The 24,717-nt window shown below is 73.1% G+C and carries 31 protein-coding genes and 1 riboswitch; of the genes, 14 read left to right on the plus strand and 17 right to left on the minus strand.

The genetic code is table 11. The annotated features are described in order from the left end of the window. The 7 genes from ACZ46W_RS33430 to bioB form a co-directional block, all read right to left on the minus strand. Positions 1 to 726 (minus strand): helix-turn-helix transcriptional regulator (locus ACZ46W_RS33430; RefSeq protein ID WP_468345784.1); only part of this gene is annotated, 726 nt, incomplete at its 3' end. Between the two features lie 69 nt (positions 727 to 795). Beyond that, positions 796 to 1,575: an SDR family NAD(P)-dependent oxidoreductase gene (locus tag ACZ46W_RS33435; RefSeq protein ID WP_468345786.1), complete on the minus strand. Its 780-nt coding sequence runs from the start codon at positions 1,573 to 1,575 to the stop codon at positions 796 to 798. A gap of 9 nt (positions 1,576 to 1,584) precedes the next feature. Next, the gene (locus tag ACZ46W_RS33440; RefSeq protein WP_468345788.1) at positions 1,585 to 2,274 is read right to left on the minus strand and encodes a class I SAM-dependent methyltransferase; all 690 of its coding nucleotides are present in this window, start codon (positions 2,272 to 2,274) and stop codon (positions 1,585 to 1,587) included. 45 nt (positions 2,275 to 2,319) lie between these two features. After that, entirely contained in the window at positions 2,320 to 2,664 is a 345-nt protein-coding gene (locus ACZ46W_RS33445; RefSeq protein ID WP_468345790.1) for a VOC family protein, read from the minus strand. A 2-nt stretch (positions 2,665 to 2,666) separates the two neighbouring features. Beyond that, entirely contained in the window at positions 2,667 to 3,386 is a 720-nt protein-coding gene (bioD, locus tag ACZ46W_RS33450) for a dethiobiotin synthase (protein WP_468345792.1), read from the minus strand. 1 nt (position 3,387) lies between these two features. Then, positions 3,388 to 4,677 carry an adenosylmethionine--8-amino-7-oxononanoate transaminase gene (locus ACZ46W_RS33455; RefSeq protein ID WP_468345794.1) on the minus strand — a complete coding sequence of 430 codons (1,290 nt, stop codon included), beginning with the start codon at positions 4,675 to 4,677 and terminating at the stop codon, positions 3,388 to 3,390. Further along, the gene (gene bioB / locus ACZ46W_RS33460) at positions 4,670 to 5,836 is read right to left on the minus strand and encodes a biotin synthase BioB (RefSeq protein WP_468345796.1); all 1,167 of its coding nucleotides are present in this window, start codon (positions 5,834 to 5,836) and stop codon (positions 4,670 to 4,672) included. Before bioB ends, ACZ46W_RS33455 begins: the two co-directional genes overlap by 8 nt. A 144-nt stretch (positions 5,837 to 5,980) precedes the next feature. Here bioB and ACZ46W_RS33465 point away from each other — a divergent pair, with 144 nt between their 5' ends. Continuing rightward, a complete protein-coding gene (locus tag ACZ46W_RS33465; protein ID WP_468345798.1) occupies positions 5,981 to 7,150 on the plus strand; it encodes an 8-amino-7-oxononanoate synthase in 1,170 nt (389 codons plus the stop codon). Here the strand turns inward: ACZ46W_RS33465 and ACZ46W_RS33470 are convergent. Then, the gene (locus ACZ46W_RS33470) at positions 7,125 to 7,358 is read right to left on the minus strand and encodes a DUF397 domain-containing protein (protein ID WP_468345800.1); all 234 of its coding nucleotides are present in this window, start codon (positions 7,356 to 7,358) and stop codon (positions 7,125 to 7,127) included. The genes ACZ46W_RS33465 and ACZ46W_RS33470 overlap by 26 nt on opposite strands. 15 nt (positions 7,359 to 7,373) lie before the next feature. Then, complete coding sequence (locus ACZ46W_RS33475; RefSeq protein ID WP_468345802.1) at positions 7,374 to 8,243, minus strand: helix-turn-helix domain-containing protein; 870 nt, start codon at positions 8,241 to 8,243, stop codon at positions 7,374 to 7,376. Positions 8,244 to 8,504: 261 nt separating this feature from the next. Here ACZ46W_RS33475 and ACZ46W_RS33480 point away from each other — a divergent pair, with 261 nt between their 5' ends. Further along, the gene (locus ACZ46W_RS33480) at positions 8,505 to 8,936 is read left to right on the plus strand and encodes an ATP-binding protein (RefSeq protein WP_366126600.1); all 432 of its coding nucleotides are present in this window, start codon (positions 8,505 to 8,507) and stop codon (positions 8,934 to 8,936) included. A gap of 39 nt (positions 8,937 to 8,975) precedes the next feature. On the opposite strand, the gene ACZ46W_RS33485 is transcribed toward ACZ46W_RS33480, so the two are convergent. Next, positions 8,976 to 9,884: a LysR family transcriptional regulator gene (locus ACZ46W_RS33485; RefSeq protein WP_468345804.1), complete on the minus strand. Its 909-nt coding sequence runs from the start codon at positions 9,882 to 9,884 to the stop codon at positions 8,976 to 8,978. A 74-nt stretch (positions 9,885 to 9,958) separates the two neighbouring features. Between ACZ46W_RS33485 and ACZ46W_RS33490 the strand changes: the two genes are divergently transcribed. Further along, a complete protein-coding gene (locus tag ACZ46W_RS33490) occupies positions 9,959 to 10,588 on the plus strand; it encodes a LysE family translocator (RefSeq protein WP_468345806.1) in 630 nt (209 codons plus the stop codon). On the opposite strand, the gene ACZ46W_RS33495 is transcribed toward ACZ46W_RS33490, so the two are convergent. The 4 genes from ACZ46W_RS33495 to ACZ46W_RS33510 all read right to left on the minus strand — a co-directional run bounded on the left by ACZ46W_RS33495 (position 10,524) and on the right by ACZ46W_RS33510 (position 13,049). After that, entirely contained in the window at positions 10,524 to 11,072 is a 549-nt protein-coding gene (locus ACZ46W_RS33495) for a DUF6328 family protein (RefSeq protein ID WP_468345808.1), read from the minus strand. The genes ACZ46W_RS33490 and ACZ46W_RS33495 overlap by 65 nt on opposite strands. Positions 11,073 to 11,113: 41 nt before the next feature. Continuing rightward, on the minus strand, positions 11,114 to 11,590 hold the full coding sequence (locus tag ACZ46W_RS33500) for a C40 family peptidase (protein WP_468345810.1): 477 nt from the start codon (positions 11,588 to 11,590) through the stop codon (positions 11,114 to 11,116). Between the two features lie 4 nt (positions 11,591 to 11,594). Further along, a riboswitch (cyclic di-AMP (ydaO/yuaA leader) is annotated at positions 11,595 to 11,767 on the minus strand. A gap of 328 nt (positions 11,768 to 12,095) precedes the next feature. Beyond that, a complete protein-coding gene (locus ACZ46W_RS33505; RefSeq protein WP_468345812.1) occupies positions 12,096 to 12,422 on the minus strand; it encodes a hypothetical protein in 327 nt (108 codons plus the stop codon). 3 nt (positions 12,423 to 12,425) lie between these two features. Beyond that, a complete protein-coding gene (locus ACZ46W_RS33510; RefSeq protein WP_468345814.1) occupies positions 12,426 to 13,049 on the minus strand; it encodes a ClpP family protease in 624 nt (207 codons plus the stop codon). A gap of 46 nt (positions 13,050 to 13,095) precedes the next feature. Between ACZ46W_RS33510 and ACZ46W_RS33515 the strand changes: the two genes are divergently transcribed. Further along, a complete protein-coding gene (locus ACZ46W_RS33515; protein ID WP_468345816.1) occupies positions 13,096 to 13,410 on the plus strand; it encodes a type II toxin-antitoxin system Phd/YefM family antitoxin in 315 nt (104 codons plus the stop codon). A gap of 137 nt (positions 13,411 to 13,547) precedes the next feature. Here ACZ46W_RS33515 and ACZ46W_RS33520 read toward each other — a convergent pair whose 3' ends face one another. Next, the gene (locus tag ACZ46W_RS33520; RefSeq protein ID WP_468346004.1) at positions 13,548 to 14,522 is read right to left on the minus strand and encodes an ABC transporter permease; all 975 of its coding nucleotides are present in this window, start codon (positions 14,520 to 14,522) and stop codon (positions 13,548 to 13,550) included. A 126-nt stretch (positions 14,523 to 14,648) separates the two neighbouring features. On the opposite strand from ACZ46W_RS33520, the gene ACZ46W_RS33525 reads away from it, so the two are divergent. From ACZ46W_RS33525 to ACZ46W_RS33555, 7 genes are all read left to right on the plus strand, one after another. Beyond that, positions 14,649 to 15,275 carry a TetR/AcrR family transcriptional regulator gene (locus ACZ46W_RS33525; RefSeq protein ID WP_468345818.1) on the plus strand — a complete coding sequence of 209 codons (627 nt, stop codon included), beginning with the start codon at positions 14,649 to 14,651 and terminating at the stop codon, positions 15,273 to 15,275. A gap of 135 nt (positions 15,276 to 15,410) precedes the next feature. Then, the gene (locus ACZ46W_RS33530; protein WP_366126610.1) at positions 15,411 to 15,713 is read left to right on the plus strand and encodes an urease subunit gamma; all 303 of its coding nucleotides are present in this window, start codon (positions 15,411 to 15,413) and stop codon (positions 15,711 to 15,713) included. Between the two features lie 16 nt (positions 15,714 to 15,729). Further along, on the plus strand, positions 15,730 to 16,041 hold the full coding sequence (locus tag ACZ46W_RS33535) for an urease subunit beta (RefSeq protein WP_468345820.1): 312 nt from the start codon (positions 15,730 to 15,732) through the stop codon (positions 16,039 to 16,041). After that, positions 16,034 to 17,770 carry an urease subunit alpha gene (locus ACZ46W_RS33540; protein WP_468345822.1) on the plus strand — a complete coding sequence of 579 codons (1,737 nt, stop codon included), beginning with the start codon at positions 16,034 to 16,036 and terminating at the stop codon, positions 17,768 to 17,770. Before ACZ46W_RS33535 ends, ACZ46W_RS33540 begins: the two co-directional genes overlap by 8 nt. A gap of 11 nt (positions 17,771 to 17,781) precedes the next feature. Next, positions 17,782 to 18,444, plus strand: coding sequence for an urease accessory protein UreF (locus tag ACZ46W_RS33545; RefSeq protein ID WP_468345824.1), 663 nt, complete (start codon positions 17,782 to 17,784; stop codon positions 18,442 to 18,444). Between the two features lie 26 nt (positions 18,445 to 18,470). Next, the gene (gene ureG / locus ACZ46W_RS33550; RefSeq protein WP_468345826.1) at positions 18,471 to 19,154 is read left to right on the plus strand and encodes an urease accessory protein UreG; all 684 of its coding nucleotides are present in this window, start codon (positions 18,471 to 18,473) and stop codon (positions 19,152 to 19,154) included. After that, positions 19,151 to 19,891: an urease accessory protein UreD gene (locus tag ACZ46W_RS33555; protein WP_468345828.1), complete on the plus strand. Its 741-nt coding sequence runs from the start codon at positions 19,151 to 19,153 to the stop codon at positions 19,889 to 19,891. The genes ureG and ACZ46W_RS33555 overlap by 4 nt, the downstream gene beginning before the upstream one ends. A gap of 6 nt (positions 19,892 to 19,897) precedes the next feature. Here ACZ46W_RS33555 and ACZ46W_RS33560 read toward each other — a convergent pair whose 3' ends face one another. After that, positions 19,898 to 20,356: a YbaK/EbsC family protein gene (locus ACZ46W_RS33560; RefSeq protein WP_468346006.1), complete on the minus strand. Its 459-nt coding sequence runs from the start codon at positions 20,354 to 20,356 to the stop codon at positions 19,898 to 19,900. Between the two features lie 180 nt (positions 20,357 to 20,536). Further along, a complete protein-coding gene (locus ACZ46W_RS33565; protein ID WP_468345830.1) occupies positions 20,537 to 21,250 on the minus strand; it encodes a lysophospholipid acyltransferase family protein in 714 nt (237 codons plus the stop codon). A gap of 165 nt (positions 21,251 to 21,415) precedes the next feature. On the opposite strand from ACZ46W_RS33565, the gene ACZ46W_RS33570 reads away from it, so the two are divergent. The 3 genes from ACZ46W_RS33570 to ACZ46W_RS33580 all read left to right on the plus strand — a co-directional run bounded on the left by ACZ46W_RS33570 (position 21,416) and on the right by ACZ46W_RS33580 (position 24,643). Further along, positions 21,416 to 21,811, plus strand: coding sequence for a VOC family protein (locus tag ACZ46W_RS33570; protein ID WP_468345832.1), 396 nt, complete (start codon positions 21,416 to 21,418; stop codon positions 21,809 to 21,811). A 121-nt stretch (positions 21,812 to 21,932) separates the two neighbouring features. Then, complete coding sequence (gene lanKC, locus ACZ46W_RS33575; protein ID WP_468345834.1) at positions 21,933 to 24,518, plus strand: class III lanthionine synthetase LanKC; 2,586 nt, start codon at positions 21,933 to 21,935, stop codon at positions 24,516 to 24,518. Further along, entirely contained in the window at positions 24,515 to 24,643 is a 129-nt protein-coding gene (locus ACZ46W_RS33580; RefSeq protein WP_073755677.1) for a SapB/AmfS family lanthipeptide, read from the plus strand. The genes lanKC and ACZ46W_RS33580 overlap by 4 nt, the downstream gene beginning before the upstream one ends. Positions 24,644 to 24,717 lie beyond the last annotated feature (74 nt).

Raw genomic sequence — 24,717 nt, forward strand, 5'->3', positions numbered from 1 at the left:
CTCGGCGCCCGGCCGTTCGGCGGCGGCCGGGTGTGCGACCGCTCCCGTCGGCTCGGCGCCCGGCCGTTCGGCGGCGGCCGGGTGTGCGACCGCTCCCACCGGCCCGGCGCCCGGCCGTTCGGCGCTCTTCGGCCCGGCACCCGGCGGCACGGTGGCTCGGTCCTCCGGAACGCCGACGGGCACGGGCGCCTGCGGGGCGGTGCTCTGCCGGTCCGGGGCTTGCTGGTCGGGGGCCTGCTGGTCCAGCGCCTGCTGGTCCGGGGCCTGTCCGGCGGTGTCCTGCTGGGGAGGTGTCACCGGGGTCGGCGTGGCCGTGGTGGGCGCCGCCGTCGGTGCCTGCCGGGTGGGCGGCGCGGGCGCGGGTGGCTCGGGCGCGTCCGGGTGGGGCGCGGGCGACGGCTCCGGCACCGCGGCCTGCACGGCAGGCGCCGCCGCCCGCGGCGAGGCGTCCCGCACGGGAGCCGGGGGAGCCGGGTGGCGTTCGGCGAGGCCCGACAGGAGCCTCGCGTAGGCCGCCCGCTTCGGCGCCCGGGGCTCGGTGCGGCCCGTCTCCCAGCCGGTGACCGTCTCCCGCCGCACCGACAGCGCCTTGGCGATCTGGTCCTGGCTCAGCCCGGCGGCCTCGCGCAGCCGCTTGCGTTCGTCGGGCTCGGGCAGCGAGTCCTGCGCGGCCTGCTCCAGCAGCGCGTCGACCGCCGCGAACAACTGCTCCTGCTCATCGGGCACGGGGGGTCACCTCCAGGGACGATCACCCTAGCCGAAACGCACACCGCACCGAACGCGGGACGCACACGGTCAGTGGACGGACAGCCCTCCGTCCACGAAGAGGGAGTGCCCGGTGACGTACGCCGAAGCGGGGCTCGCCAGGAACACCGCCGCGCCCGCGAAGTCGTCCGCCAGGCCGTTGCGCCCCACCATCGTGCGCGCGGCCAGGGCCTTCACGGTGTCCGGGTCCTCCTGAAGCCGCGCGTTGAGCGGCGTCAGTACGAAGCCCGGCACCAGCGTGTTGCACGTGACCCCGTGCGCCGACCACGCCTCGGCCTGCGAACGGGCCAGCGACTCCAGGCCGCCCTTCGACACCCCGTACACGCCGCTCCGCACGAACGCCCGGTGCGCCTGCTGCGAGGTGACGTGGATGATCCGCCCGTAGCCCCGCTCGGCCATGCCCGGGCCGAAACGCTCACCCAGCAGGAAGGGCGCCTCGAGGTTCACCGCCATCGTGGCGTCCCAGACGTCCTCGCCCACCTCGCCCATCGGCGGCCGCAGGTTGACACCGGCGCTGTTCACGAGGATGTCGGGCTCGCCGTACACCCCCGCCGCCTTCTCCGCCGCCGCCCGCACGCCGTCGCGCGTGGACAGGTCGCCGCTCACCCACGCGGCCCGGCAGCCGTCGGCGAGCAGCTCGTCGACCGTGGCCGCCAGCTCCGCCTCCCGGCGCGCGACGATCACGACGCTCGCCCCCGCCCGCGCGAGGGCACCCGCGATCGCCCGGCCGATGCCGGAACTGCCGCCGGTCACCAGGGCGACCCGGCCGTCCAGCGAGAACAACTGCGAGAGGTACGCGTGCGACGTCATGCCCGCACACTAGTGCGCACGGCCCTCCTGGCCGCCCCCCGGGCGACCGTCCCCCAGGTCGGGCCGCCGGGCGACACCCAGCACACAGGGCGAGGAAGGCAACTGCGGCCCCTGCTCCGGGATCCGGAACCGGCGGTACGTGACGATCTCGAACCCCGCCGCCTCGATCGCGGCCAGCGGGTCGCGGGCCGTGTGACAGCCCCCGAACAGCAGCGGCCACACCGTGCGGTCCAGCGCCCGCTGCGCCGTCGCCAGCGCCCGCCCCTGGGCCACCCCGTGCTCGAAGAACCGCAGTTCACCGCCCGGCCGCAGCACCCGCCGCAGCTCCCCGAGCGCCCGCGGCAGGTCCCGTACCGAGCACAGCACCAGTGAGGCGACCGCCGCGTCGAACGCCTCGCTCTTCACCGGCAGCGCCTCCGCCGCGCCCGGCACCACGTCCACCGGCACCTCGGCGCGCAGCCCCGCGCTCGCGGCCAACTGCCGCAGCCGCCGCTCGGGCTCGATCGCGACGACCTCCGACACGGCGCCCGGGTAGTGCGCGAAGTTCAGCCCGTTGCCCGCGCCGACCTCGATGACCCGGCCGGAGAGCCCGGCCAGCAGCTCGTCCCGGTACGCGGCGACGCCGCCCTTCGTGTCCATGGTGACGCTCACGCGCGCGTAGAAGCGGGCGAACAGCGGGTGGTGGACGGTGTCCCGCATCGCGGACCTCCCGGCGAAAGGGGTGACACCGTCAGTGTCCCCCCGTCAGCCGGTCACGAAGCAGAACTCGTTTCCCTCGGGGTCCCGCAGCACCTGGAAGTCGCCGTGGTCGTCCGTCACCATGCCGCCGACCCGCTCCGCCCCCAGCCCCGTCGCCCAGGCCGCCGCGGCGTCCACGTCCCCGGCCTCCAGGTCCAGATGGAGCCGGTTCTTGACGGACTTGCCCTCCGGCACCCGCTGGAAGGCGACCCGTACGAAACCCGGAGGATCGACGTACGACCAGTCCGGGCTCCGGTCCACCGGCTCGCCGCCCAGCAGCGCGGCCCAGAAACGGACCAGCGCGGCCGGGTCGGCGCAGTCGAACACCATCTCGCTGACGACAGCACGCATGATCAGGAGCCTACGGCCGCGGCGAACGCCTCCGCATCCCACGTGCCGCCCAGCGACGGGGCGAGCCACCCGGCCGCCCGCGCCCGGAAGACCTCCGCCGGCAGCGCCCCCGCGCCCGAGGGCACCGCGCCCAGCAGCGGCGCGCCCGCCACCTGGGGCAGGTCCGTGACGTTGCAGCGCTCGGCGAGCCCCGGCTCGTCCGGCCAGCTCCCGACGACCACGCCCGCCTGCGTCAGCCCGCGCGCCCGCAGCGCCTCGGCGGTCAGGGTCACCATGTTCAGCGTGCCCAGCCCGGCCGGCGCGACCACCAGCACCGGCGCGCCCAGCAGCCGGGCCGCGTCCGCGAGCGTGCCGCCCTCCTGGTCGTACCGCACGAGCAGCCCGCCCGCGCCCTCGACCAGCACCAGGTCGTACTCGTCCGCCAGCTTGCCGGCGGCGTCCGCCACCTCGGCCGGGCCCACCGGCGCCATCCCGGCCCGCCGCGCGGCCGTGTCGGGCGCCAACGGCTCGGGGAACCGCGCCAGTTCGACCGGCGTGACCCCGTCACCGGCGAGCCGTACGACCTCGTCCGCGTCGCCCCGCTCGCCGGGGCCGACCCCGGTCTGCGCGGGCTTCAGCACGGCCACCGACCGCCCCGCCGCCCGCGCCACCGATGCCAGCGCGGCCGTCACGACGGTCTTGCCGATCTCGGTGCCCGTACCACTCACCACCAGTACCGCCATGTCATCCCTCCTGTGCGGCCGCGTACACCCCGCGGCAGATCCGTGCCACGTCCTCGTCACCCGTGACGTACGGCGGCATCACGTACACCAGGTCCCGGAACGGCCGCAGCCACACGCCCTCACGCACGGCCGCCGCCGTCGCGGCCGCCATGTCCACCGGGTGGTCGAGCTGGACGACGCCGATGGCGCCGAGCACCCGCACATCGCGCACCCCCGGCAGTCCGGCGGCCGCCGCCAGCCCGTCCCGCAGCCCCGCCTCGATCCGCTTGACCTCCCGCTCCCAGTCCTGGCCCAGCAGCAGGTCGATCGAGGCGCACGCCACGGCGGTGGCCAGCGGGTTGCCCATGAACGTCGGCCCGTGCGCCAGCACCGGCACCTCGCCCCGCGAGATCCCGTCCGCCACGCGCGCGGTGCACAGCGTCGCCGCGAGCGACAGATAGCCGCCGGTCAGCGCCTTGCCCAGGCACATCACATCCGGCGCCACGCGCGCGTGCTCCGCCGCGAACAGCGTGCCCGTCCGCCCGAACCCGGTGGCGATCTCGTCGAACACCAGCAGCACGTCGTGCGCGTCGCACGCCTCGCGCAGCACGCGCAGGTACGCCGGGTCGTGGAACCGCATCCCGCCCGCGCCCTGCACCACCGGCTCGACGATCACGGCGGCCAGCTCGTCCGCGTGCCGCCCGATCTCCTCCCGGAGCTGCTCCGCGTACGTCTCCTCGTACCCGGCCGGCGGCGGCCCCGCGAAGATCTGCCGGGGCAGCGCGCCGGACCACAGCTCGTGCATCCCGCCCTCGGGGTCGCACACCGACATCGGCTGCCAGGTGTCGCCGTGGTAGCCACCGCGCCAGGTCAGCAGCCGCCGTTTGGCCGGGCGGCCCACCGAGCGCCAGTACTGGAGGCACATCTTGATCGCGACCTCGACGGACACCGAGCCCGAGTCGCACAGGAAGACGTGCCGCAGCGGCTCCGGCGTGATCTCGACCAGCCGGGTCGCCAGCCGCACGGCCGGCTCGTGGGTGAGCCCGCCGAACATCACATGGCTCATCCGGTCCAACTGGCCGCGCGCCGCCTCGTTGAGCGCCGGGTGGTTGTAGCCGTGGATCGCCGACCACCAGGACGACATGCCGTCGACCAGTTCGCGCTGCCCGTGCGCCGGTTCGGCGAGCCGCAGCCGCACCCCGGAGGCGGACTCCACGACGAGCGGGTCCGTACGGCCCGGCATGGGGCCGTACGGGTGCCAGACGTGGGCCCGGTCGAGGGCGATCAGCTCGGCGGTGTCCAGGTCACGCATTGGGCGCGAGGTCGGTGCCGGCACCCCGGCGGCGCACGGCCACCAGGTCGGTACGGGCCTGGTCGGCCGTCACGGTGGGTGCGGGCTCCTCCGACGAGCACACCGAGCCGGAACCGCAGCCTCCACCGGTACCGCTGCCGCAGGACGACGCGTCCGCCCGGTGCTCGGGCAGCGTCGTCGTGTCCGTGCCCTCCACCTCGAACCCGGCGTCGGCGATCATCTCCAGGTCGGCCTTGCCGGCCTGGCCCTCGCTGGTCAGGTAGTCGCCCAGGAAGATCGAGTTGGCGAGGTGCAGGGCCAGCGGCTGGAGGGTGCGCAGGTGGACCTCGCGCCCGCCCGCGAGGCGGACCTCCACGTCCGGGCAGACGAACCGGACCATCGCCAGGATGCGCAGCGCCCGCTGCGGGGTCAGGTTCCACTCCTTGGCGAGCGGCGTGCCCTCGAAGGGGATCAGGAAGTTCACCGGCACCGAGTCCGGGTCCAGCTCGCGCAGCGCGAAGACCACGTCGACCAGGTCCTCGTCGCTCTCACCCATGCCCGCGATCAGCCCGGAGCAGGCCGACAGGCCCGCCGCGTGCGCCTTTTGCACCGTATCGACGCGGTCCGCGTAGGTGTGCGTGGTCGTGATGTCCCCGTACGTCCCTTCGGACGTGTTGAGGTTGTGGTTGTACGCGTCCGCCCCCGCCGAGCGGAGCCGCTCCGCCTGACCGTCCGACAGCAGCCCGAGGCAGGCGCAGACCTCGACGCCCTCGTTCTCCTCCTTGATGGCCTCGATGGTCTTGGAGACCCGGTCGACGTCCCGGTCCGTCGGACCACGGCCACTGGCGACCAGGCAGACCCGCTTGGCGCCACCGGCGACACCCGCGGCGGCGGCCTTGGACGCCTCCTCCGGCTTCAGCCAGGTGTACTTGAGGATCTCCGCCTTCGAGCCGAGCCGCTGCGAGCAGTACGAGCAGTCCTCGGGGCACAGACCGGACTTGAGGTTCACCAGATAGTTGAGCTTCACCCGCCGCCCGAACCACTGACGGCGTACCTTTCCGGCCGCGGCCACCACATCCAGCAGCTCGTCGTCGGAGGTCGCCAGCACGGCGAGCGCTTCTTCGCGGGTCGGCAGCTCGCGCCGAAGCCCCTTGTCCACCAGCGTGTTCAGCAGGTCCATGAAAGCTGATCCTGGCCTACGGCACGGCCCGGGGCCAAGGAGGAACTCCACAACAGACGCGGATTGGGGTGTGTGTATGACCACACTCTGACCACGGCCGACCCCGGTTAGGGTCTGTGCGCTGCCTACAAAAGGGACCGACCCATGCCGCAGGACCCATTCGACTGGACCGACGACGAGGCGCGGCGCCGCGCGGACGCCGGTCTGGTCCGTACGCTCCGCCCGCGACCGGCCGTACCGGACCTGCTGGACCTCGCGAGCAACGACTATCTCGGCCTCACCCACCACCCGGACATCACCGCCGCGGCCGCCGGGGCCGCCCGCCGCTGGGGCGCCGGCGCCACCGGCTCGCGCCTGGTGACCGGCACCACCGAGCTCCACGGCGAGCTGGAACGGGAGCTGGCCGACTTCTGCGGGTTCGAGGCGGCGCTGGTGTTCTCCTCCGGGTACGCCGCCAACCTCGCCGCCCTGACGGCGCTGAGCGCGCGCGGCTCGCTGATCGTCTCCGACGCGGGCAACCACGCCTCGATCGTGGACGGCTGCCGGCTCTCGCGCGCCGAGACGGCGGTCGTCGCGCACGCCGACCCCGACGCGGTCGCCAAGACCCTGGACGCCCACCCCGGCCGCCGGGCGCTCGTCGTGACGGACTCGGTCTTCTCCGTGGACGGCGACGCGGCGCCACTGGCCCACCTCGCGGCGGCGTGCCGGGCGCACGGCGCGGCGCTGGTCGTCGACGACGCGCACGGCCTGGGTGTGCTGGGCGAGGGCGGGCGCGGCGCGCTGCACGCGGCGGGGCTCGCGGGCAGCCCGGACGTCGTCGCCACGCTCACCCTCTCCAAGTCCCTGGGCAGCCAGGGCGGAGCGGTCCTCGGTCCGGCCCGGGTGATCGAGCACCTGGTCAACGCCGCCCGGACCTTCATCTTCGACACCGGGCTCGCCCCGGCCGCCGCCGGGGCCGCGCTGGCGAGCCTGCGGCTGCTGCGCGCCGAGCCGGGCCTGGCCGGCCGGGCGCGTACGGTGGCGGCCACCCTGCACGCACGGCTGACCGCCGCGGGCCTGACCGCCGTACGGCCGGACGCCGCGGTCGTCTCCGTACGCGCCCCGTCGCCGGAGCAGGCGGTGAAGTGGGCGGCCGACTGCCGGGCGGAGGGGCTCGCGGTGGGCTGCTTCCGGCCGCCCTCGGTGCCGGACGGCATCTCGCGCCTCCGGCTCACCGCCCGCGCCGACTTGACGGAACGTCAGGTCGACGAGGCGGTCGCCACGATCCTCCGTACGGCGCCGGCCCCGGTCAGCCGACCCGCTTCAGGGAGCTGACGAAGGACGTCCAGGCCGTCGCGGAGAACCGCAGCGGCGGCCTGGCGGTGTCCTTCGAGTCGCGCACGGCCAGCCGCGCGGCGTCGAGGCGGGCGGCCTCGACGCAGTTGTTCATGCCGACGCTGCGGCTGCTGCGCCGCCAGCGGAGGCCGTCCTGGTGCGCGAGGTCCTGGTGCGCGAGGTCCTGCTGTGCGAGGTAAGCAGACATGTGGGGTGCCTCTCCCTACGCGCCGTCACCGATCCCGGCGATGAGTTCCGACGACTCCTCGGGCGACAGGGCGAGCGCCTGCATGGTGCGGAAGGCGGCGCCGTACGCCTCAAGGTCTTCCGTGCGTTCGAGGTAGAGGCTACTCGTCAAGTGGTCAAGAGCAACCACGTCCAGATCAGAAATGTTCGGAAAGGAGAAGATAACGAAAGGTCCCGAGAGCCCCACGTACTCGCCCGTCGCGAACGGCAGGATCTGGAGCCGCACGTGAGGCAGCCGCGCCCACTCCAGTAAGCGCCGCAACTGCTCCCGCATCACACCCGGCCCGCCCACCTGCCGCCGTAGCACCGCCTCGTCCAGCACCGCCTCCAGCTTCAGCGGGGGATCGGCGCGCAGCACCTCCTGCCGCGCCATCCGCACCCGCACCAACGAGTCGACCGTCGCCGCCGGAATCCCCTCCAGCGCCGCCCGCGTCACCGCACGCGCGTACTCCGCCGTCTGCAACAGGCCCGGCACCACCGACGTCTCCAGCGTCCGGGCCGTGCACGCCTGTGCCTCCAGGCTGATGAAGTCCTGGTACGGAGGCGGCAGCACGCCCCGGTAGGCGTGCCACCACCCCGTTCCGCCGCCGTCCGCCGCCGCCCCCGCCAGCGCCGCCAACAGGGCGCGCAGCCGCGGCTCGTGAACGCCGTAGGCATCGAGCAGCTTCGCCACGTCCGCCCCCGTGACCCCGCTCGCCCCCGTCTCGATCCGGCTCACCTTCGACTGGTGCCAGCCCACCAGCCGAGCCGCCTCACGGCTGGTCAGGCCCGTGGCCAGGCGCAGCCCGCGCAACTCCTCGCCGAGCTTGCGCCGGCGCACCGCCGGGCCGTGCCGACCGCCTCGCATGACCGCCTCCTCCCGCCGTCGGGGCCTTTCCGCCACCGGGCCGCCCGCGGTGGGGCCAACCCGTCAGTTTGCCGCCCAAATCCGGTCTCGCGTCGCAGAGTTCACCGCTTCGAGCGACAGATATATGCATATCTTGGTGGATCGCCCCCATCAGGGGCGACATAAGTGGCAGTCTGGCGCGAAGCACAGTCCGAGGCCGTCCCCACAAAACATCCGGTACGTGTCGGAGCCCGGCCCCGGTGGGAAAGGGACAAGGTCGCCATGGCAGACCATCAGGAAGCATCCGTCACTCTGCCGAGCGATCCGGCCTCGGTCTCCGCCGCCCGGAGATACGTGGCGGACGTCCTCGCGGAATGGGGTCTCCCCGGAGAGGCCGAAACGGCCGACACGGTCCGGCTGATCGTCTCCGAACTCGCCACCAACGCCGTTCAGCACACTTTCGGTCAGTCGCCCACGTTCACGGTCGACGTCCGGCTGGAGCGCGACGAACAACTGCGCATCGGCGTCACCGACAGCCACCCCCGCTGGCCGCAGCGGCTGCCTGCCGCCGTACAGCAGGACAACGGCCGGGGCATGGTGATCATCCGCTGGCTCACCGCCGAATGCGGCGGCCGCCTCTCGGTCACCCCGACCCCCGAGGGCGGCAAGACCGTCTGGATCGCCCTGCCCTGGACGGTCCCGGTCCAGACCTGACCCGCTCCCCGCTCCCCGCCCTGTGCAAGCGGTCCCTCCCTACGCTCCCCGCGCGAAACCCCCGCGCAGCAACGCCCGCAACGACTGGGCCGCGGGCCCCGACTCGTCGCCCCGGTGCGCCACCGAGATCGTGCGGCGGAACGCGGCCGGTTCCAAGAGGCGCACACCCAGCGGCGCCGGATCCATCGCGGCGACCATCTCCGGTACCACCGCCACCCCCAGGCCCGCGCTGACCAGTGCGCACACCAGCGCGTAGCCCGGCGACTCGCACACCACCGCCGGTCTCGCCCCCGCCTCGCGCAGGGCCCCCTCCACACCCCGCCGGGCCGGATGCGCGGGGGCACTGCTGATCAGCGGCTGGTCCGCCAGCTCGGCCACCGCCAGCCGTCCTGAGCCCCCGGCCAGGACATGACCCGGCGCGGTCACCAGCACCAGCTCCTCGACCAGGAGCGGCTCCAGGAACACGCCCGCCGGCGGCGGCTCGGCGCCGGCCGGCTCGTACGCGTGCGTCAGCGCCAGGTCGACCTGCCCGGCCGCCACCGCGGCCACCCCGCGCGGCGGCTCGTACTCGGTGACCGCCAGTTCCACATCCGGGTGGGCGCGCCGGAACGCGCTGAGCACCGGCGGCAGCAGGTGGATGCCCACGGTGGTGAACGTGCCCACCCGCAGCCGCCCGCCCGTGAGACCGTTCAGCAGCGCCAGCTCGTGCCGCGCCCGTTCCATCTCGTCCAGCACCCGGCGCGCCCGCGCCACCAGCACCTCGCCCGCCGCCGTCAGCCTGGCGCCCCGGTGGTGGCGCACGAGCAGCGGCGCGCCCGCCTCCCGCTCCAGCTTGGCGAGCTGCTGGGAGAGCGCGGGCGCCGTGTAGCCGAGCCGACCGGCCGCCCGGGTGATCGAACCGGCCTCCGCGACCGCGACGAGCGCGGCCAGCCGCACAGGGTCGTACATTAAGCGTTCCTTTAGGCAGGCCCTCGAGATTGCAAGTACACGCTAAGGGCTCCGGTGGGCCAGGCTGGGTGACCATGGACGCACAGCTCATCGCCTTCATCGGCGTCGCGGCAGGCATGGTCGCCATGCCGGGCGCCGACTTCACCGTCGTCGTACGCAACTCGCTGGCCTCCCGCCGCGCCGGTGTGGCGTGTGCGGTGGGCGTCGCGGGCGGGCTGGTCGTCCACACGGCGCTCGCCGTCGCGGGGCTCGCGGCGCTCCTGGTCGCGGTGCCCGTCCTCTACCGGACCCTCCAGATCGCCGGTGGCGCGTACATCCTCTACCTGGGCGTCCAGGCGGTGCGCGGCGCGCTGAAGGGGGCCGGGGCGGGGGTGGCCGAGGGGGAGCCGGCGCTCGGCGTGGGGCGGAGCCTGCGGCAGGGGTTCCTGACCAACGTCCTCAACCCCAAGGCGCCCGTCCTCTTCCTGAGCCTGCTGCCGCAGTTCGTCCCGGACGGGGCGGCGGTGCTGCCGCGCACGCTGCTCCTGGCGTCGATCGTGGTGGTCCTCGCCCTGGTCTGGTTCCCGGCCGTCGCGCTGCTGGTGGACCGGCTGGGGCGGTGGCTGCGACGGCCGCGTACCGCCAGGGCCGTGCAGGGGGTCAGCGGTGGTGGACTCGCCGCCCTGGGGGTGTCGCTCCTGGTCGCCCCGGTGGCCGGTCGCTGAGCCCGCGCCGTACGAGGTGGGGGAGGAGCCCCCACAGGCCGCCGCACACCAGCAGGGTGAAGGCGCCCGCCCCCAGGCCCTCGGGCCTGCCGTGGACCACGTCCACGACCAGCGACACGGAGCAGGTCAGGGCCAGCGCCAGGACCACGAACCCGATCCTCGCCAGTTTCGACGACACCGTCACGATGCGTGCCTTGGCGCCCCGCTGGAACAGCGAACGGTGCAGCGCGGCCGGGGCGGTGAGCAGCACCGCCGCCACGACGGACAGCAGCAGCGTCATGACGTACATGCCGCGCTGGTAGGAGTCGAGAGAGCCGAAGCGGGGCGTGAACGCCAGGGTCAGCAGGAAGGCGAACAGGATCTGGACGCCCGTCTGGGTGACGCGCAGTTCCTGGAGCAGCTCGGCGAAATTGCGGTCGGCACGCTCCAGCGGCGTCTCGTTACGCGTCTGGTCGCGCGCGGTGCGGGGGCTCTCGCCGGACATTCCCGACGAGTACCCCCGCACCACGGGTCATGCCGGGAGCATCAGCGGACGCGCCCGTACCAGACCGACTTCGACCAGATCTTGTCCAGCTTGACCACCGAACCCGACTTCGGTGAGTGCCAGATCTTGTTGTTACCCGCGTAGATACCGACGTGGTAGACGCTGCTCCCACGATGGAAGAAGACCAGGTCGCCCTTCTGCCGGCTGGAGGCGGAGATGTGGCGGGTCTTGTTGTACTGCTGCTGTGCCGTGCGCGGCAGCGTCTTGCCGGCCTGCTTGTACGAGTAGAGCGTCAGGCCGGAGCAGTCGAACCGGGACGGGCCCGCCGCTCCGTACTTGTACGGTGCGCCCTTCTTGGACGCGGCGATGTTCAGCGCCTTGGTCGCGTGTGCCGGGGCGGCCTGTGCCTCGGATACGGCGCCGGGCGCCAGCATCGGGCCGCCGACGGCGGCGAGGGTGAGTGCCGAGACGGCACCGGCCCGGGACAGCAGAGACGGGACATGAATCTGCGCGGTCATTGCGCAACCCTTCGTCAGCCGCCTGTGAAGGATGACCTGTCGGGTTCGGGCTGGCGAAGTTGCCCGGCCGCTGACGCGGCTTCACCCCAAGGGAGACCGACCGTACGAACATCGTTCGGTCACCCGCACTGATTGGGTCCTCCACTCCTGCCGATCCACTCCTGTCGACCAGTCATCCGGACGGCGGCAGGACTCGGCGTCCGCCCGGACCGCCCCGCCGCGGTGGCGGGGGCTTGTCGTCGTCAGGGATCTTGACCCATGTCGGGGTGAAATTCCGAGTCGAAACGGCCTTATGTGAGGCTCCTCACGACTGATCCATTCGGGTGGACAGGGCCGATTTGGTGCCCGGCGGCGTGACATCGACGAACCCCGTACCAGGGTCGGAACCTGATATTCCGCCAGATGTGTACGCCGGGTGCGCAACTCGCGTCGTACCAAATTCGTCCGGTTGCGTACGCTGAACGAGGGAGCGGTTCTCGTACTCCTGAGCCCATCCGGGGGAGGGCTACGTCGGTCCCACACCTCGATTCTGAGGCACCGTCACGCGTCCCGCGCGCCGTTCGCCGTCGAGCACCCGCAACGCCCGCGCCAGCGTATGGGCATGCACATCGCTCTCGCCGCGCTCATGCATCGAGGTCAGGGCGTCGCGCAGCGCGGTCGCACGCCCGACGAGGGCCTGTGCCGCGCGCAGGGCGCTGTACGTGTGGGTGGCGCGCGCCGGATTGATCCGGCCCAGGAGGTCGACGACTTCGAGCCAACTGTCGACGAACGCGCTTTCGGCGCGGGTCAGTGCGGGGAGCGGTGGCCAGTCCGGGCGTTCGGGTGCCGGCATCGCTCACCTCCCGCGGTTGGGCACGACGTGGTCCACCAGCCCGTACGCGACGGCGGCGGCCGCGTCGAAGACCGTGTCGCGCTCCAGGTCGGCGTCCACGCGGTCGCGGGTCTGCCCGGTGTGGCGGGCCAGCGTGTCGGCGAGTTGGCCGCGCAGTCGCAGCAACTCCCGGGCGTGGACGTCCAGGTCCGTCGGCGCGCCACGCAACGGCTCCCCGATGGACGGCTGTTGGACGAGCACCCGGGCACCGGGCAGGATCATCCGCTTGCCGGGCGCGCCGGCGGCGAGCAGGACGGCGGCGGTCGACGCGGCCTGGCCGATGCACGTGGTCTCCACGTCGCACGTGACGATCTGCATCGTGTCGTAGATGGCCGACATGGCGCTGACGGGGCCGCCGGGGGAGTTGATGTAGAGCGCGATGTCCCGTTCCGGCGCGGCGTGTTCGAGGTGCAGGAGCTGGGCGATGACGTCGTTGGCGGCGGTGTCGTCGATGGGGGTGCCGAGGAAGACGATCCGCTCCTCCAGCAGTTTCCCGTACGGGTCGAGCGTGCGGGTGCCGGAGCCGGTGCGCTCGGTGAACTCGGGCAGGACGTGGCTCATGACGTGCCTCTCTCTGGTCTCCGTCATCTCTGTAAAAAATGTACAGGACGTACAGGCCGTTATGATGGGGAGCATGGCCTACGAGATTCCGGTGACGCAAGCCCGGGCAGAGCTCGCCGATCTGATCAACCGTGTCGTCTACGGCGGCGAACGGGTGGTCGTCACCCGTCACGGCAAGCCGCTCGTGGCTCTGGTGTCGGCCGCCGACCTGGAACGACTCGAAGCGGAGCGGGAGCGGGAGGCGGTGACGGGTGAGGAGGAGCAGGTGCTCCGCTCCGTCTCCACGGTCCGCGACGTACCGTCCTCGTCCGCTCCGGGCGAACGCGGCCGCTTCGGCATCGCCGCGGAACACCGCCCAGGCGGCCACCACCCCCGGCCGGGCGCCTGAGCGTTCACGGCGACCGGGGGACCGGGACCGGCGACCGGGCGACCGGGGCGACCGGGCGTGTCCCAGGGGCCGCGCGCCCCCGTCCGTCACGGCGGGGGCACGCGGCCGGTGTGCGGGGGTACGCGGCCGGGTCGGGGTCAGCCGACCGGGGTCGCTTCGGCCGGGTGGTGGTGGCCGGGGGTGGGCGCCGTCGCCCTGTCGCGCCGGCCACCGGCGAGGACCGCCGCGAGGCCGAGCACCGCCCAGGCGCCGAGGACGAGCAGGGCACCGCCCGCCGCCGCGCCGTCGAAGAACGCCACCGACCGCAGCAGTGACCCGCCCGCTCCCGGCGGCAGCCACTGGCCGATCGTCCCGGCCGGCTCCGGCAGCAGCTCGGGCGCGCCGGCCACACCGGAGAACGGGTTGCCCAGCAGGACCATCACCAGCGCCCCGAGCGCGAGCCCCGCGCGGCCGAGCAGTGCCGCGAGGCCCGCGACGGCGGCCCCGATCGCCAGTGCGGCCAGCGCGAGGACGCCCGCCTCGGTCCACCAGTCGCCCGTGATCACGCCGAGCCAGCTCCCGGCGATCGCGGTGCCCACGAGTCCGGTCACCACGGCCGCGCCCACCAGCGCGGCCACGGCCCGGGCGCCGTGCAGTTCGAGGAGGGTGACCAGGGCTCCGGCGGCCACCCCGGCCAGGGCGAGCGGCAGGATGCTCGCGGCCAGCGCGCTGCCGCGCGGGTCGCCCGGCGGCGCGGCCACCACGTCGGTCGCCGGTGCCGTGGGCAGCGCCTGCTGGAGCAGTTGGGCCACGACCGGGCTCGCGGCGGACGCGGTGATCAGCCGGGGCCCTTGCGGACCGGCGACGACCGCTCCGTATACGACCCGGTCCTCGATCGCGGCGCGGGCGGCGGCCTCGTCCTCGTAACGGTGCACGTCGAAGGCGTCTTCGCCGCGCTGCTCGAAGCGCTCCTGGATGGCGCCCGCGGCGGCCGCCGGGCCGGCGACGCCGATCGGCAGGTCGCGCGGTGCGAGCCGGGCGGCGGGCCAGGCGAAGGCCCACAGGGCGAGGGCCGCGATGACGGGGATCAGGACCGCCACGGCGGCCGCGCGGCGGGTCGGGGAAGCGGGGATGGCTGGCATGGGGCCTCCGTCCGGCGGCGATCCAAAGAGAAGGATCGTTCGTTTTACGTTCCGAGGTCACTGTCCGCCCGTGTGTCGCGCTTGTCAAGAAGGAACGTTCGTTTTACATTGGCGACCATGCCCCGCGTCTCCCAGCACCACCTCGACGCCCGCCGCCGCCAGATCCTCGACGGCGCCGCCCGCTGCTTCGCCCGCAACGGCTTCCACGCCACCTCCATGGCGGACGTCCTCCGCGAGACGGGCCTGTCAGCCGGCGCCGTCTACCGGTACTTCCGCGGCAAGGAAGAGCTGATCGAGGCCATCGTCACCGAGGTGCTCGACGCGATCCGCACCACGTTCGAGACCGCCGCCCGCACGAGCCCGCCCCCGCCGCCGGACGTCCTGGTCGGCCAGGTCATGACCGAGGTGCTCACCGAGCGGTCCGGCCTCTCCTACGACGGCGAGGACAGCTTCCCCCGCCTGATGATCCAGGTCTGGACCGAGACCCTCCGCAACGACGACCTCTCCGCCGTCATGCGCGCCGGGTACCTGAAGGTGCGCGAGTCCTGGATCCGCGTCGTCCTCGCGTACCAGAAGGCCGGGTTGATGCGCGACGACGTCCCCGCCGACCACGTGGCCCGCACGATGATCGCCGCCGCGCAGGGATTCGCCGCCCAGCAGGCGCTCTTCGGCTCCGCGCCCGTCTCCGTCCTCCAGGACGGGCTGCGCGCGCTGATGTCCATGGGCGGGCAAAGGGCCAGTTAACCTCCCGGAAAAACTTCTGCCCGAGATTGAAATATCTCTGCGCAACACTCGTTTCTGCAGGTCAACAGAGTGTTGAAGCCGGATATGGTCCCGCTGCGCCCGGGGCCGATCGGGCGGGAGACTGTGAGGTGAAACGTGCAACTGACGCCGCACGAGCAGGAACGCCTGCTCATCCACGTGGCCGCCGACGTGGCGGAGAAGCGCCGGGCGCGCGGGGTGAGGCTCAACCACCCCGAGGCCGTCGCCCTCATCACCTCCCACATCCTGGAGGGCGCGCGCGACGGCCGCACCGTCGCCGAACTCATGGCCTCCGGCCGCAAGGTGCTCAGCCGCGACGACGTCATGGACGGCATCGCCGAGATGATCCACGACGTCCAGGTCGAGGCCACCTTCCCCGACGGCACCAAGCTCGTCACCGTCCACGACCCGATCGTCTGACGGGGGAGCGCCGCCGATGATTCCCGGAGAGATCCTGTACGCGGACGAGCCCGTACCCCTCAACGAGGGCCGCCCCGTCACGCGCCTGACCGTCCTCAACGCCGCCGACCGGCCCGTCCAGGTCGGCTCCCACTACCACTTCGCCGAGGCCAACCCCGGCCTCGACTTCGACCGTTCGGCCGCGCGTGGCCTGCGGCTGAACATCGCCGCCGGTACCGCCGTACGCTTCGAGCCCGGCATCCCCGTCGACGTCGAACTCGTACCGCTCGCCGGGCTGCGCGTCGTCCCCGGCCTGCGCGGACAGACCGGAGGCCCCCTCGATGCCTGAGCCCAGCCGCACCCTGCTCGACCGGGCCGTCTACGCCGACCTCTTCGGCCCCACCACCGGTGACCGCATCCGGCTCGCCGACACCGACCTGCTGATCGAGATCGAGGAGGACCGCTGCGGCGGGCCAGGACGCTCGGGCGACGAGGCGGTGTTCGGCGGCGGCAAGGTGATCCGCGAGTCCATGGGACAGTCCCGCGCCACCCGCGCCGAAGGTGCCCCGGACACCGTGATCACCGGCGCCGTCATCATCGACCACTGGGGCGTCGTCAAGGCCGACATCGGCATCCGCGACGGCCGGATCACCGGCATCGGCAAGGCCGGCAACCCCGACACCATGGACGGGGTGAGCCCCGACCTTGTCATCGGGCCGGAGACCGAGGTCATCGCCGGCAACGGCAAGATCCTCACCGCCGGGGCCATCGACGCGCACATCCACTTCATCTCGCCGACCGTCGTCGAGCAGGCGCTGACCTCCGGCATCACCACCCTCGTCGGCGGCGGCACGGGACCGGCGGAGGGCACCAAGGCCACCACCATCACGCCCGGCCCCTGGCACCTCGCCCGGATGTTCCAGGCGCTGGAGACCTACCCCGTCAACATCGGCCTGCTCGGCAAGGGCAACACCGTCTCCCGTGAGGCGATGCACTCCCAACTGCGCGGTGGCGCCCTCGGGTTCAAGATCCACGAGGACTGGGGGGCCACCCCGGCGGCCATCGACGCCTGCCTCGGCGTCTGCGAGGAGACCGGCGCCCAGCTCGCCATCCACACCGACACGCTGAACGAGGCCGGGTTCGTCGGCGACACCCTCGCCGCCATCGCGGGCCGCACGATCCACGCGTACCACACCGAGGGCGCGGGAGGCGGTCACGCCCCCGACATCATCACCGTGGTCTCCGAGCCGTACGTCCTGCCCAGCTCCACCAACCCCACCCGGCCGCACACCGTCAACACGCTCGACGAACACCTCGACATGCTGATGGTGTGCCACCACCTCAACCCGGCCGTCCCCGAGGACCTGGCCTTCGCCGAGTCCCGCATCCGGCCCTCCACCATCGCGGCCGAGGACATCCTCCACGACCTGGGCGCCATTTCGATCATCTCCTCCGACTCCCAGGCCATGGGCCGCGTCGGCGAGGTGATCCTGCGGACCTGGCAGACCGCGCACGTGATGAAGCGGCGCCGGGGCGCACTGCCGGGCGACGGCCGCGCCGACAACCACCGCGCCCGTCGCTATGTCGCCAAGTACACGATCAACCCCGCCGTCGCCCAGGGCCTCGACCACGAGATCGGCTCCGTCGAGACCGGCAAACTCGCCGACCTGGTGCTCTGGGAGCCGGCGTTCTTCGGCGTCAAACCGCAGACCGTGATCAAGGGCGGGCAGATCGCGTACGCGCAGATGGGCGACGCCAACGCGTCCATCCCCACGCCCCAGCCGGTGATGCCCCGCCCCATGTTCGGCGCGCTCGGCACGGCCGCCGCGGCCGGATCGTTCAACTTCGTCACCCGCTCCGCCCTCGACGACGGCCTGCCCGAACGTCTGGGCCTCGCCAAGGAGTTCGTCGCGATCAAGAACACCAGAGGAGTCACCAAGGCCGACATGCGCGAGAACGACGCCCTGCCGCGCGTGGAGGTCGACGCCGACACGTTCACCGTGACGATCGACGGCGAGCCGGTCGACCCGGCGCCCGCCGCCGAACTGCCCATGGCACAGCGCTACTTCCTCTTCTGAGGGCGACACTGATGACACGCGCAGCTCTGCTCGTCCTCGCCGACGGCCGGTTCCCCGCCGGTGGCCACGCCCACTCCGGCGGCGCCGAACCGGCCGTCAAGGCAGGACGCGTCCGGGACGCCCGCGACCTGGAGACGTTCTGCCGGGGCCGGCTGCACACCAGCGGGCTCACCTCCGCCGCCCTCGCCGCCGCGGCTGCCCTCGGCCACGACCCGGCCGCGCTCGACGAGGCCGCCGACGCCCGCACCCCGTCGCCCGCGCTGCGGGCCACCGCCCGCAAGCTCGGCCGCCAGATGCTGCGGGCCGCCCGCGCCACCTGGCCGGGCCCCGAGCTGGACGCGCTGGCCCGGGCGTTCCCGCGCGGCGCGCACCAGCCGGTCGTCCTCGGGATCGCCGCCCGCGCGGCGGGCCTCGGCCCCGAGGACGCCGCGCACTGCGTCGCGTACGAGACGGTCAGCGGCCCCGCCACGGCCGCCGTCCGCCTGCTGAGCCTCGACCCCTTCCAGGCCACCGCCGTCCTCGCCCGGCTCGCGCCCGACATGGACGACGTGGCCGCGCGGGCCGCGCACGCCGCCGGCCAGGGCATCGACGCGCTGCCCGCCGCGTCCGCGCCGCTGCTCGACATCACCGCCGAGCAGCACGCGGCCTGGCCCGTACGCCTCTTCGCCTCCTGACGACCCTGCTGACACCAAGGAAAGCCATGCACCTCGACCACGACCACGACCACACCGGCCCGGCCGCCGTCAGCGCCGACGCCCACCGCCCCGACGGCACCCGCCGCGCGTTGCGCATCGGCCTCGGCGGACCCGTCGGCTCCGGCAAGACCGCCACCGTCGCCGCCCTCTGCCGCGAACTGCGCGACCAGCTCTCCATCGCCGTCGTCACCAACGACATCTACACCCGCGAGGACGCCGAGTTCCTGCTGCGCAACGCGGTCCTGCCGCCCGAGCGCATCCAGGCCGTGGAGACCGGCGCCTGCCCGCACACCGCGATCCGCGACGACATCTCCGCCAACCTCGAAGCCGTGGAGGACCTGGAGGACAGTGTCGGGCCGCTCGACTTGATCCTCGTCGAGTCCGGCGGCGACAACCTCACCGCCACCTTCTCCAAGGGCCTCGTCGACGCCCAGATCTTCGTGATCGACGTCGCGGGTGGCGACGACATCCCGCGCAAGGGAGGCCCCGGCGTCACCACCGCCGACCTGCTCGTCATCAACAAGACCGACCTCGCCCCGTACGTCGGCTCCGACCTGGAGCGGATGGCCCGCGACGCCAAGGCGCAGCGCGGCGACCTGCCCGTCGCGTTCACCTCGCTCACCGGCGAGCAGGGTGTCGGACCGGTCGCCGACTGGGTGCGCGGACAGCTCGCCGCCTGGTCGGCATGAGCGTCCAGGCCACCGCCCGGATCGTCGCCGAGGGCGGCGGGTCGCTGCCGGTCCTGGTGAGCGACGGGCCGCTCGCCCTGCGCCGCACCCGCGCCACCGGCCCGTACACCCGGGTCACCGTCGTCGGCGCGATGACGGCGCCGCTCGGCGGTGACCGGCTGGCCGTGGAGGCGGAGGTACGGGAGGGGGCGCGGCTCGCCGTCGACTCGGCGGCCGCGACGGTCGCCCTGCCCGGCCGGGACGCCGGCCACGCCCGCTACGACGTGCGCCTCACCGTCGGGGAAGGCGCCGAGCTGCGCTGGCTGCCGGAGCAGTTGGTCTCCGCGTACGGCTCCGACCTCCGGATGCGTACCACCGTCGACCTGGCCGGCACCGCGCGCCTGGTGCTGCGCGAGGAGCAGATCCTCGGCCGCCACGGCGAGGAGACCGGCACCCTCACCACCCGGCTCACCGTCGGGCGCGCCGGTCGGCCGCTGCTGGACCAGGAACTGTCCTACGGCCCGGGCACGCCCGGCGGCTGGGACGGGGGAGCGGTGCTGGGCGGACACCGGGCGGTGGGCCAACTCCTCGTGGTCGACCCGGACTTCGAGGAGAAGCCCGCCGAGCCGCACCTCATCGGGGACACCGCCGCCGTCACCCCCCTGGCCGGGCCCGCCGCCCTGGTGACGGCGGTCGCCCCGGACGCGCTGCGCCTGCGGCGCGTCCTGGACGAGGCGCTGGCGGGTCTGTCGCCGTAGCCGGGTTCAGCCCGCGATCGGGGCCGTGCGGGGCTCGGCGACGGCCACGTAGTCCGCCGTCCGCAGCGCGAGCGACCGGTCCAGCCGTGCCGCGTTGAAGAAGATCTCGTCCTCCTCCAGCAGCGCGGGGTCCACGACCAGTTCCAGCTCCGGATCGAAGGAGAACGGCAGGATGGTGCCGCTCACGCTGCGCGCCAGCCGCTCCGCCACCTCGGGTGTCGCGAAACCGGCGTAACCGCCGCCCAGCAGTGCCTTCACGGCCCCGAGGTCGACCCGCCGGTCGCCCGGGACCACGGCCAGTACGTACCGCTTGGTCTTCTTGCCGATCTTGACCATCACGACGATGCACTTGGCGGCCTGCTCCAGCCGGTTGCCGCGCATCGCGCTGACCGCCTCCGTGGCGCCCTCCGGCTCGTGCTCGATGATCCGGTAGGCCGCCCCGCGCTCGTCCAGCAGGCCGATCAGCTTGTCGTACGTCTCGTACGTCTCGTACGTCTCGTACGTCTCGTGCGTCTCGTGAGTGCCGTGCGTTGCGTGCGTCTCGTGCGTTCCGTGCGTCTCGTGCTCATGCGCTTCGTGCTCGTTCACCGATGTCCTTTCGGGAAGTCCTTCGCCCCCCGACGATACCCACCGGTGATCCCCCGGTCAGCGGCGGAACTTGGGGAACTTCCGCTGCTGCTCGGCCTGTTGGGCCTCCTTGACCTTGGTCGCGTACTCGTCCACGTACTCCTGGCCCGACAGCGCGAGGATCCGGTACATGATCTCGTCCGTCACGGCGCGCAGCACCGTCCGGTCGTTCTCCATCCCGGCGAACCGCGAGAAGTCCAGCGGCTCGCCGAACCGGACCGTCACCCGTTTGATCTTGGGTACGACCTGCCCCGGCGGCTGGATCTCGAACGTCCCGACCATCGCGCACGGGATCACCGGCACGCCCGCCTTCAGCGCCATGACCGCCACCCCGACCTTGCCCTTGTAGAGCCGCCCGTCGTGGGAGCGCGTGCCCTCCGGGTAGATCCCGAGCAGCTCCCCCTTGGCCAGCACCCCGAGCCCCTCGCGGATCGCCGCCTGCCCGGCCTCCTTGCCGGAGCGGTCCACCGGGATCTGGCCGGCACTGCGGAAGAACGCGGCGGTCAGCCGGCCCTTGATGCCGGGGCCGGTGAAGTACTCCTGCTTCGCGAGGAAGGTGATGCGCCGCTTGAGGACGACCGGCATCAGGAAATGGTCCGAGAAGGACAGGTGGTTGCCGGCGACGATCGCGGCGCCGTCCTCCGGGACGTGCTCCAGCCCCTCCGTCCTCGGCCGGAACAGCAGCCGCAGCACCGGTCCGAGGAAGACGTGTTTGAGCAGGTAGTAGAACACTGGCTGGCTCCCTACTGCGCCGGATCGGATCGGCTCGGCTCTGTGCGTTCTACCAGGCCAGAAACCAGTTCGAGGGAGATCAGTGTAGGTGCGCGTGTCGCCACCCGGAACCACGCCGGGCGACCTCCGGGTGATGGCACGCCGGGACGGGGGCACACGGAATCCATGACTGTGCCCAAGAGCAGTGTCCTGGTCCTGGACAGCGGCGAACCCGAGGCTCTGGCGGAGTTCTACGCCAGGCTGCTGGACGCCCGGACCCGACGCGGAACCGATCCGGACTTCATCGAGGTGGTCGGCAACGACGGCGTGTGCGTGGCCGTACGGCGCGACCACGGCTACGCGCCGCCCAGTTGGCCCCGCCCCGACGACTCCCAGCAGGCGCACCTGCACATCCTGGTGGCCGAGGACGACATGGACGAGGCCGAGCGCGAGGCGGTCGGGCTGGGCGCCCGGCCGGTGGACACCAAGGACAACTCCGGTCCTCGGGACGTGCGGACGTACGCGGACCCGGCCGGCCACTCCTTCACCCTGGTCGCCCGGGAAGGCCGCTCGGCGGGCTGAGTGCGGCGCGCGGGCGGGGAGTTACTCGTGCGTTCCGCACGGTCGGTTGCTGACGGTTGTGACTGTCGCCGCCCGCTCCCAGGTGGCACCGTCGTCTGCGTCGCCGACCGAGGGAGCAGGTGTGATCAAGGGCTACGCCGCCTTCTGCGACGCGGACCGCCACTTCTACGACGCGCCGTACCGGCTGTCCGCCGAGGGCAACGACCGCCGGGGCGCGTTGTACGGGGCGGCGCTCGCGCCCGTACCCGAAGGGTGGCGCCGGCACCGCAGCGGTGACTGGCTGGCCCTGCGCCCCGTCGACGCCGCTCTGCCCGCGCAGGGGTGGAAGATCCACGTATCGGCGTGCCTGGACAATGCCGAAACGATTCTGTCGCGGGTCATGGACTACTGCCTCGCCCGTGGCGTCGCCTTCAAGTTCGTCCCGAGCCGCTACCTGCTGCACACCCGCAACGCCAAGTACGCCGACCGCGCCGCCAGCGGCAAGTTCATCACCGTCTACCCGGCCGGCGACGAGCAGTGCCACCGGATCGCCGACGACCTGGCGGCGCTGCTCGCCGGCGAGCCGGGCCCGTACATCCTCAGCGACCTCCGCTGGGGAGAGGGCCCCGTGTACGTCCGTTACGGCAGCTTCACCCAGCGGCACTGCTACGGCGACAACGGCGAACTGTGCCCGGCCGTCGAGCACCCCGACGGGCGGCTCGTCCCCGACCTCCGAGGACCCGTCTTCCAGGTGCCCGACTGGGTCGAGCCGCCCGCGTTCCTCAAGCCCCACCTCGACGCCCGGGCCGCGGTGACGGTCACCGACATCCCGTACACCATCGACAGCGCCCTGCACTTCTCCAACGGCGGGGGAGTGTACGTCGGCCACGACCGCCGCACCGGCGAGAGGGTCGTCCTCAAGGAAGCCCGACCGCACGCCGGCCTCGCCGCCGACGGCGCCGACGCGGTGACCCGGCTGCGGCGCGAACAGAACGCGCTGGAACGGCTCGCCGGGCTGCCGTACACGCCCGACGTGCGCGGCACGTTCGTCCTCGGCGACCACCACTTCCTGGCGATGGAGTTCCTGGAGGGCAAGCCCCTCAACACCTTCTTCGCCCGCCGCCACCCGCTCATCGAGGCCGACCCGACGCCGGAGTCCCTGGCCGAGTACACCGACTGGGCGCTGCGCATCCACCGCCTGGTGGAGGAGGCCGTCGACGCCGTGCACGCGCGTGGAGTGGTCTTCAACGACCTGCACCTGTTCAACATCATGGTGTCCGAGGACGAGACGTCCGTGGCGCTCCTGGACTTCGAGGCCGCCGCCCACATCGACGAGGGACGGCGCCAGACCGTCGCCAACCCGGCGTTCGTCGCACCGCCCGACCGGCGTGGCTTCGCCGTCGACCGGTACGCGCTCGCGTGCCTGCGGATCGCCCTGTTCACCCCGCTGACCAGCCTGTTCCCGCTGGACCCGGGCAAGGCCCGGCACCTCGCCGAGATCGCGGCCGCGCACTTCCCCGTACCGCGCGCCTTCCTCGACGAGGCGGTCGAGGAGATCGCCGGACCCTCCGGGAGCGGGCCCTACCTGCCCGTGGAGCCCGGCGACTGGCCCCGCAGCCGCGACTCCATGGTGAGCGCCGTGCTCGCCTCCGCCACACCGGAACGCGAGGACCGGTACTTCCCCGGCGACATCGCCCAGTTCGCCTCCGCGGGTGGTGGGCTGACCTTCGGTTACGGCACGGCCGGTGTCCTGTACGCCCTCGCCGAGACGGGCGCGGGGCCATGCGGGCAAGCCGAGGAGTGGCTGCTGCGCCGCACCAAGGAACCCGAATCCGGCACACCCCTCGGCTTCTACGACGGCCTGGCCGGGGTCGCCTGGACCCTGGACCGCCTCGGCCACCCCGAACGGGCCCTGGAACTCGCCGAACTCACCCTCCAGCGCCCCTGGGACAACATCGCCCCCGACCTGCACAGCGGCCTCGCGGGCCTCGGCCTGGCCCTGGACGCCCTCGGCATGCGGGACGCCGCCCTCCGCTGCGCCGACCTCGTCGCGGCCGCCCTCCCCGGCGTCTCCCGGGCCGGGCTGCTGTACGGCGCGTCCGGTCCCGCCCTGCTCTTCCTCCGCCTGTACGAACGCACCGGCGACACCGGGCTGCTCGACCTGGCCGCCGACGCCCTCCGGCGCGACCTGGCCCGCTGCGTCACGAGCGCGGGCGGCACGCTCCAGGTTGACGAGGGGTGGCGGACCATGCCGTACCTGGGCGCCGGGAGCGTCGGCATCGGGATGGTCCTCGACGACTACGCCGCCCACCGCGACGACGCGGACTTCGACCGGGCACGGCGCGAGATCGTGCGGGCCGCCCAGGCCACGTTCTACGCCCAGCCCGGACTGTTCCGGGGCGCGGCCGGCATGGTGCTGTACATCAGCCGCACCACCGCGCCCGGCCCCGGCACCGCCCGCTCCGACGTACGGCGCCAGATCGACGCCCTCGCCCGGCACGCCGTGCCGTACCAGGGCCATCTGGCCTTCCCCGGCGAGCAGATGATGCGGCTGTCCATGGACCTCGCCACGGGCACCGCCGGCTGTCTCCTCGCCCTCGGCAGCGCCGCGTCCGACGGCCGCGCGCACCTGCCGTTCCTCCCGCCGCTCCGGCGGCCCACGAGCCGGCCCCAGCCAGGGGCCGAGACAGAGCACACCGTCCCCATGAAGGAAAGGAACCGATCATGACGCTTCTCGACCTGCAGTCGATGGAGACCCCGAAGGAAGAGGCGACGGGCGACATCGCCACCGGCAGCCGCGCGAGCCTGCTGCTCTGCGGCGACAGCAGCCTGAGCGTCACCACCTGTAACTGACCCGCCCGGTCGCGCGGTGCCGAATGCCGCGCGGCCGCACGGATCACCCGGTCCCGGGCGGCTCACCCCGCCCG

It is taken from the genome of Streptomyces sp. NPDC031064 (assembly GCF_055570965.1).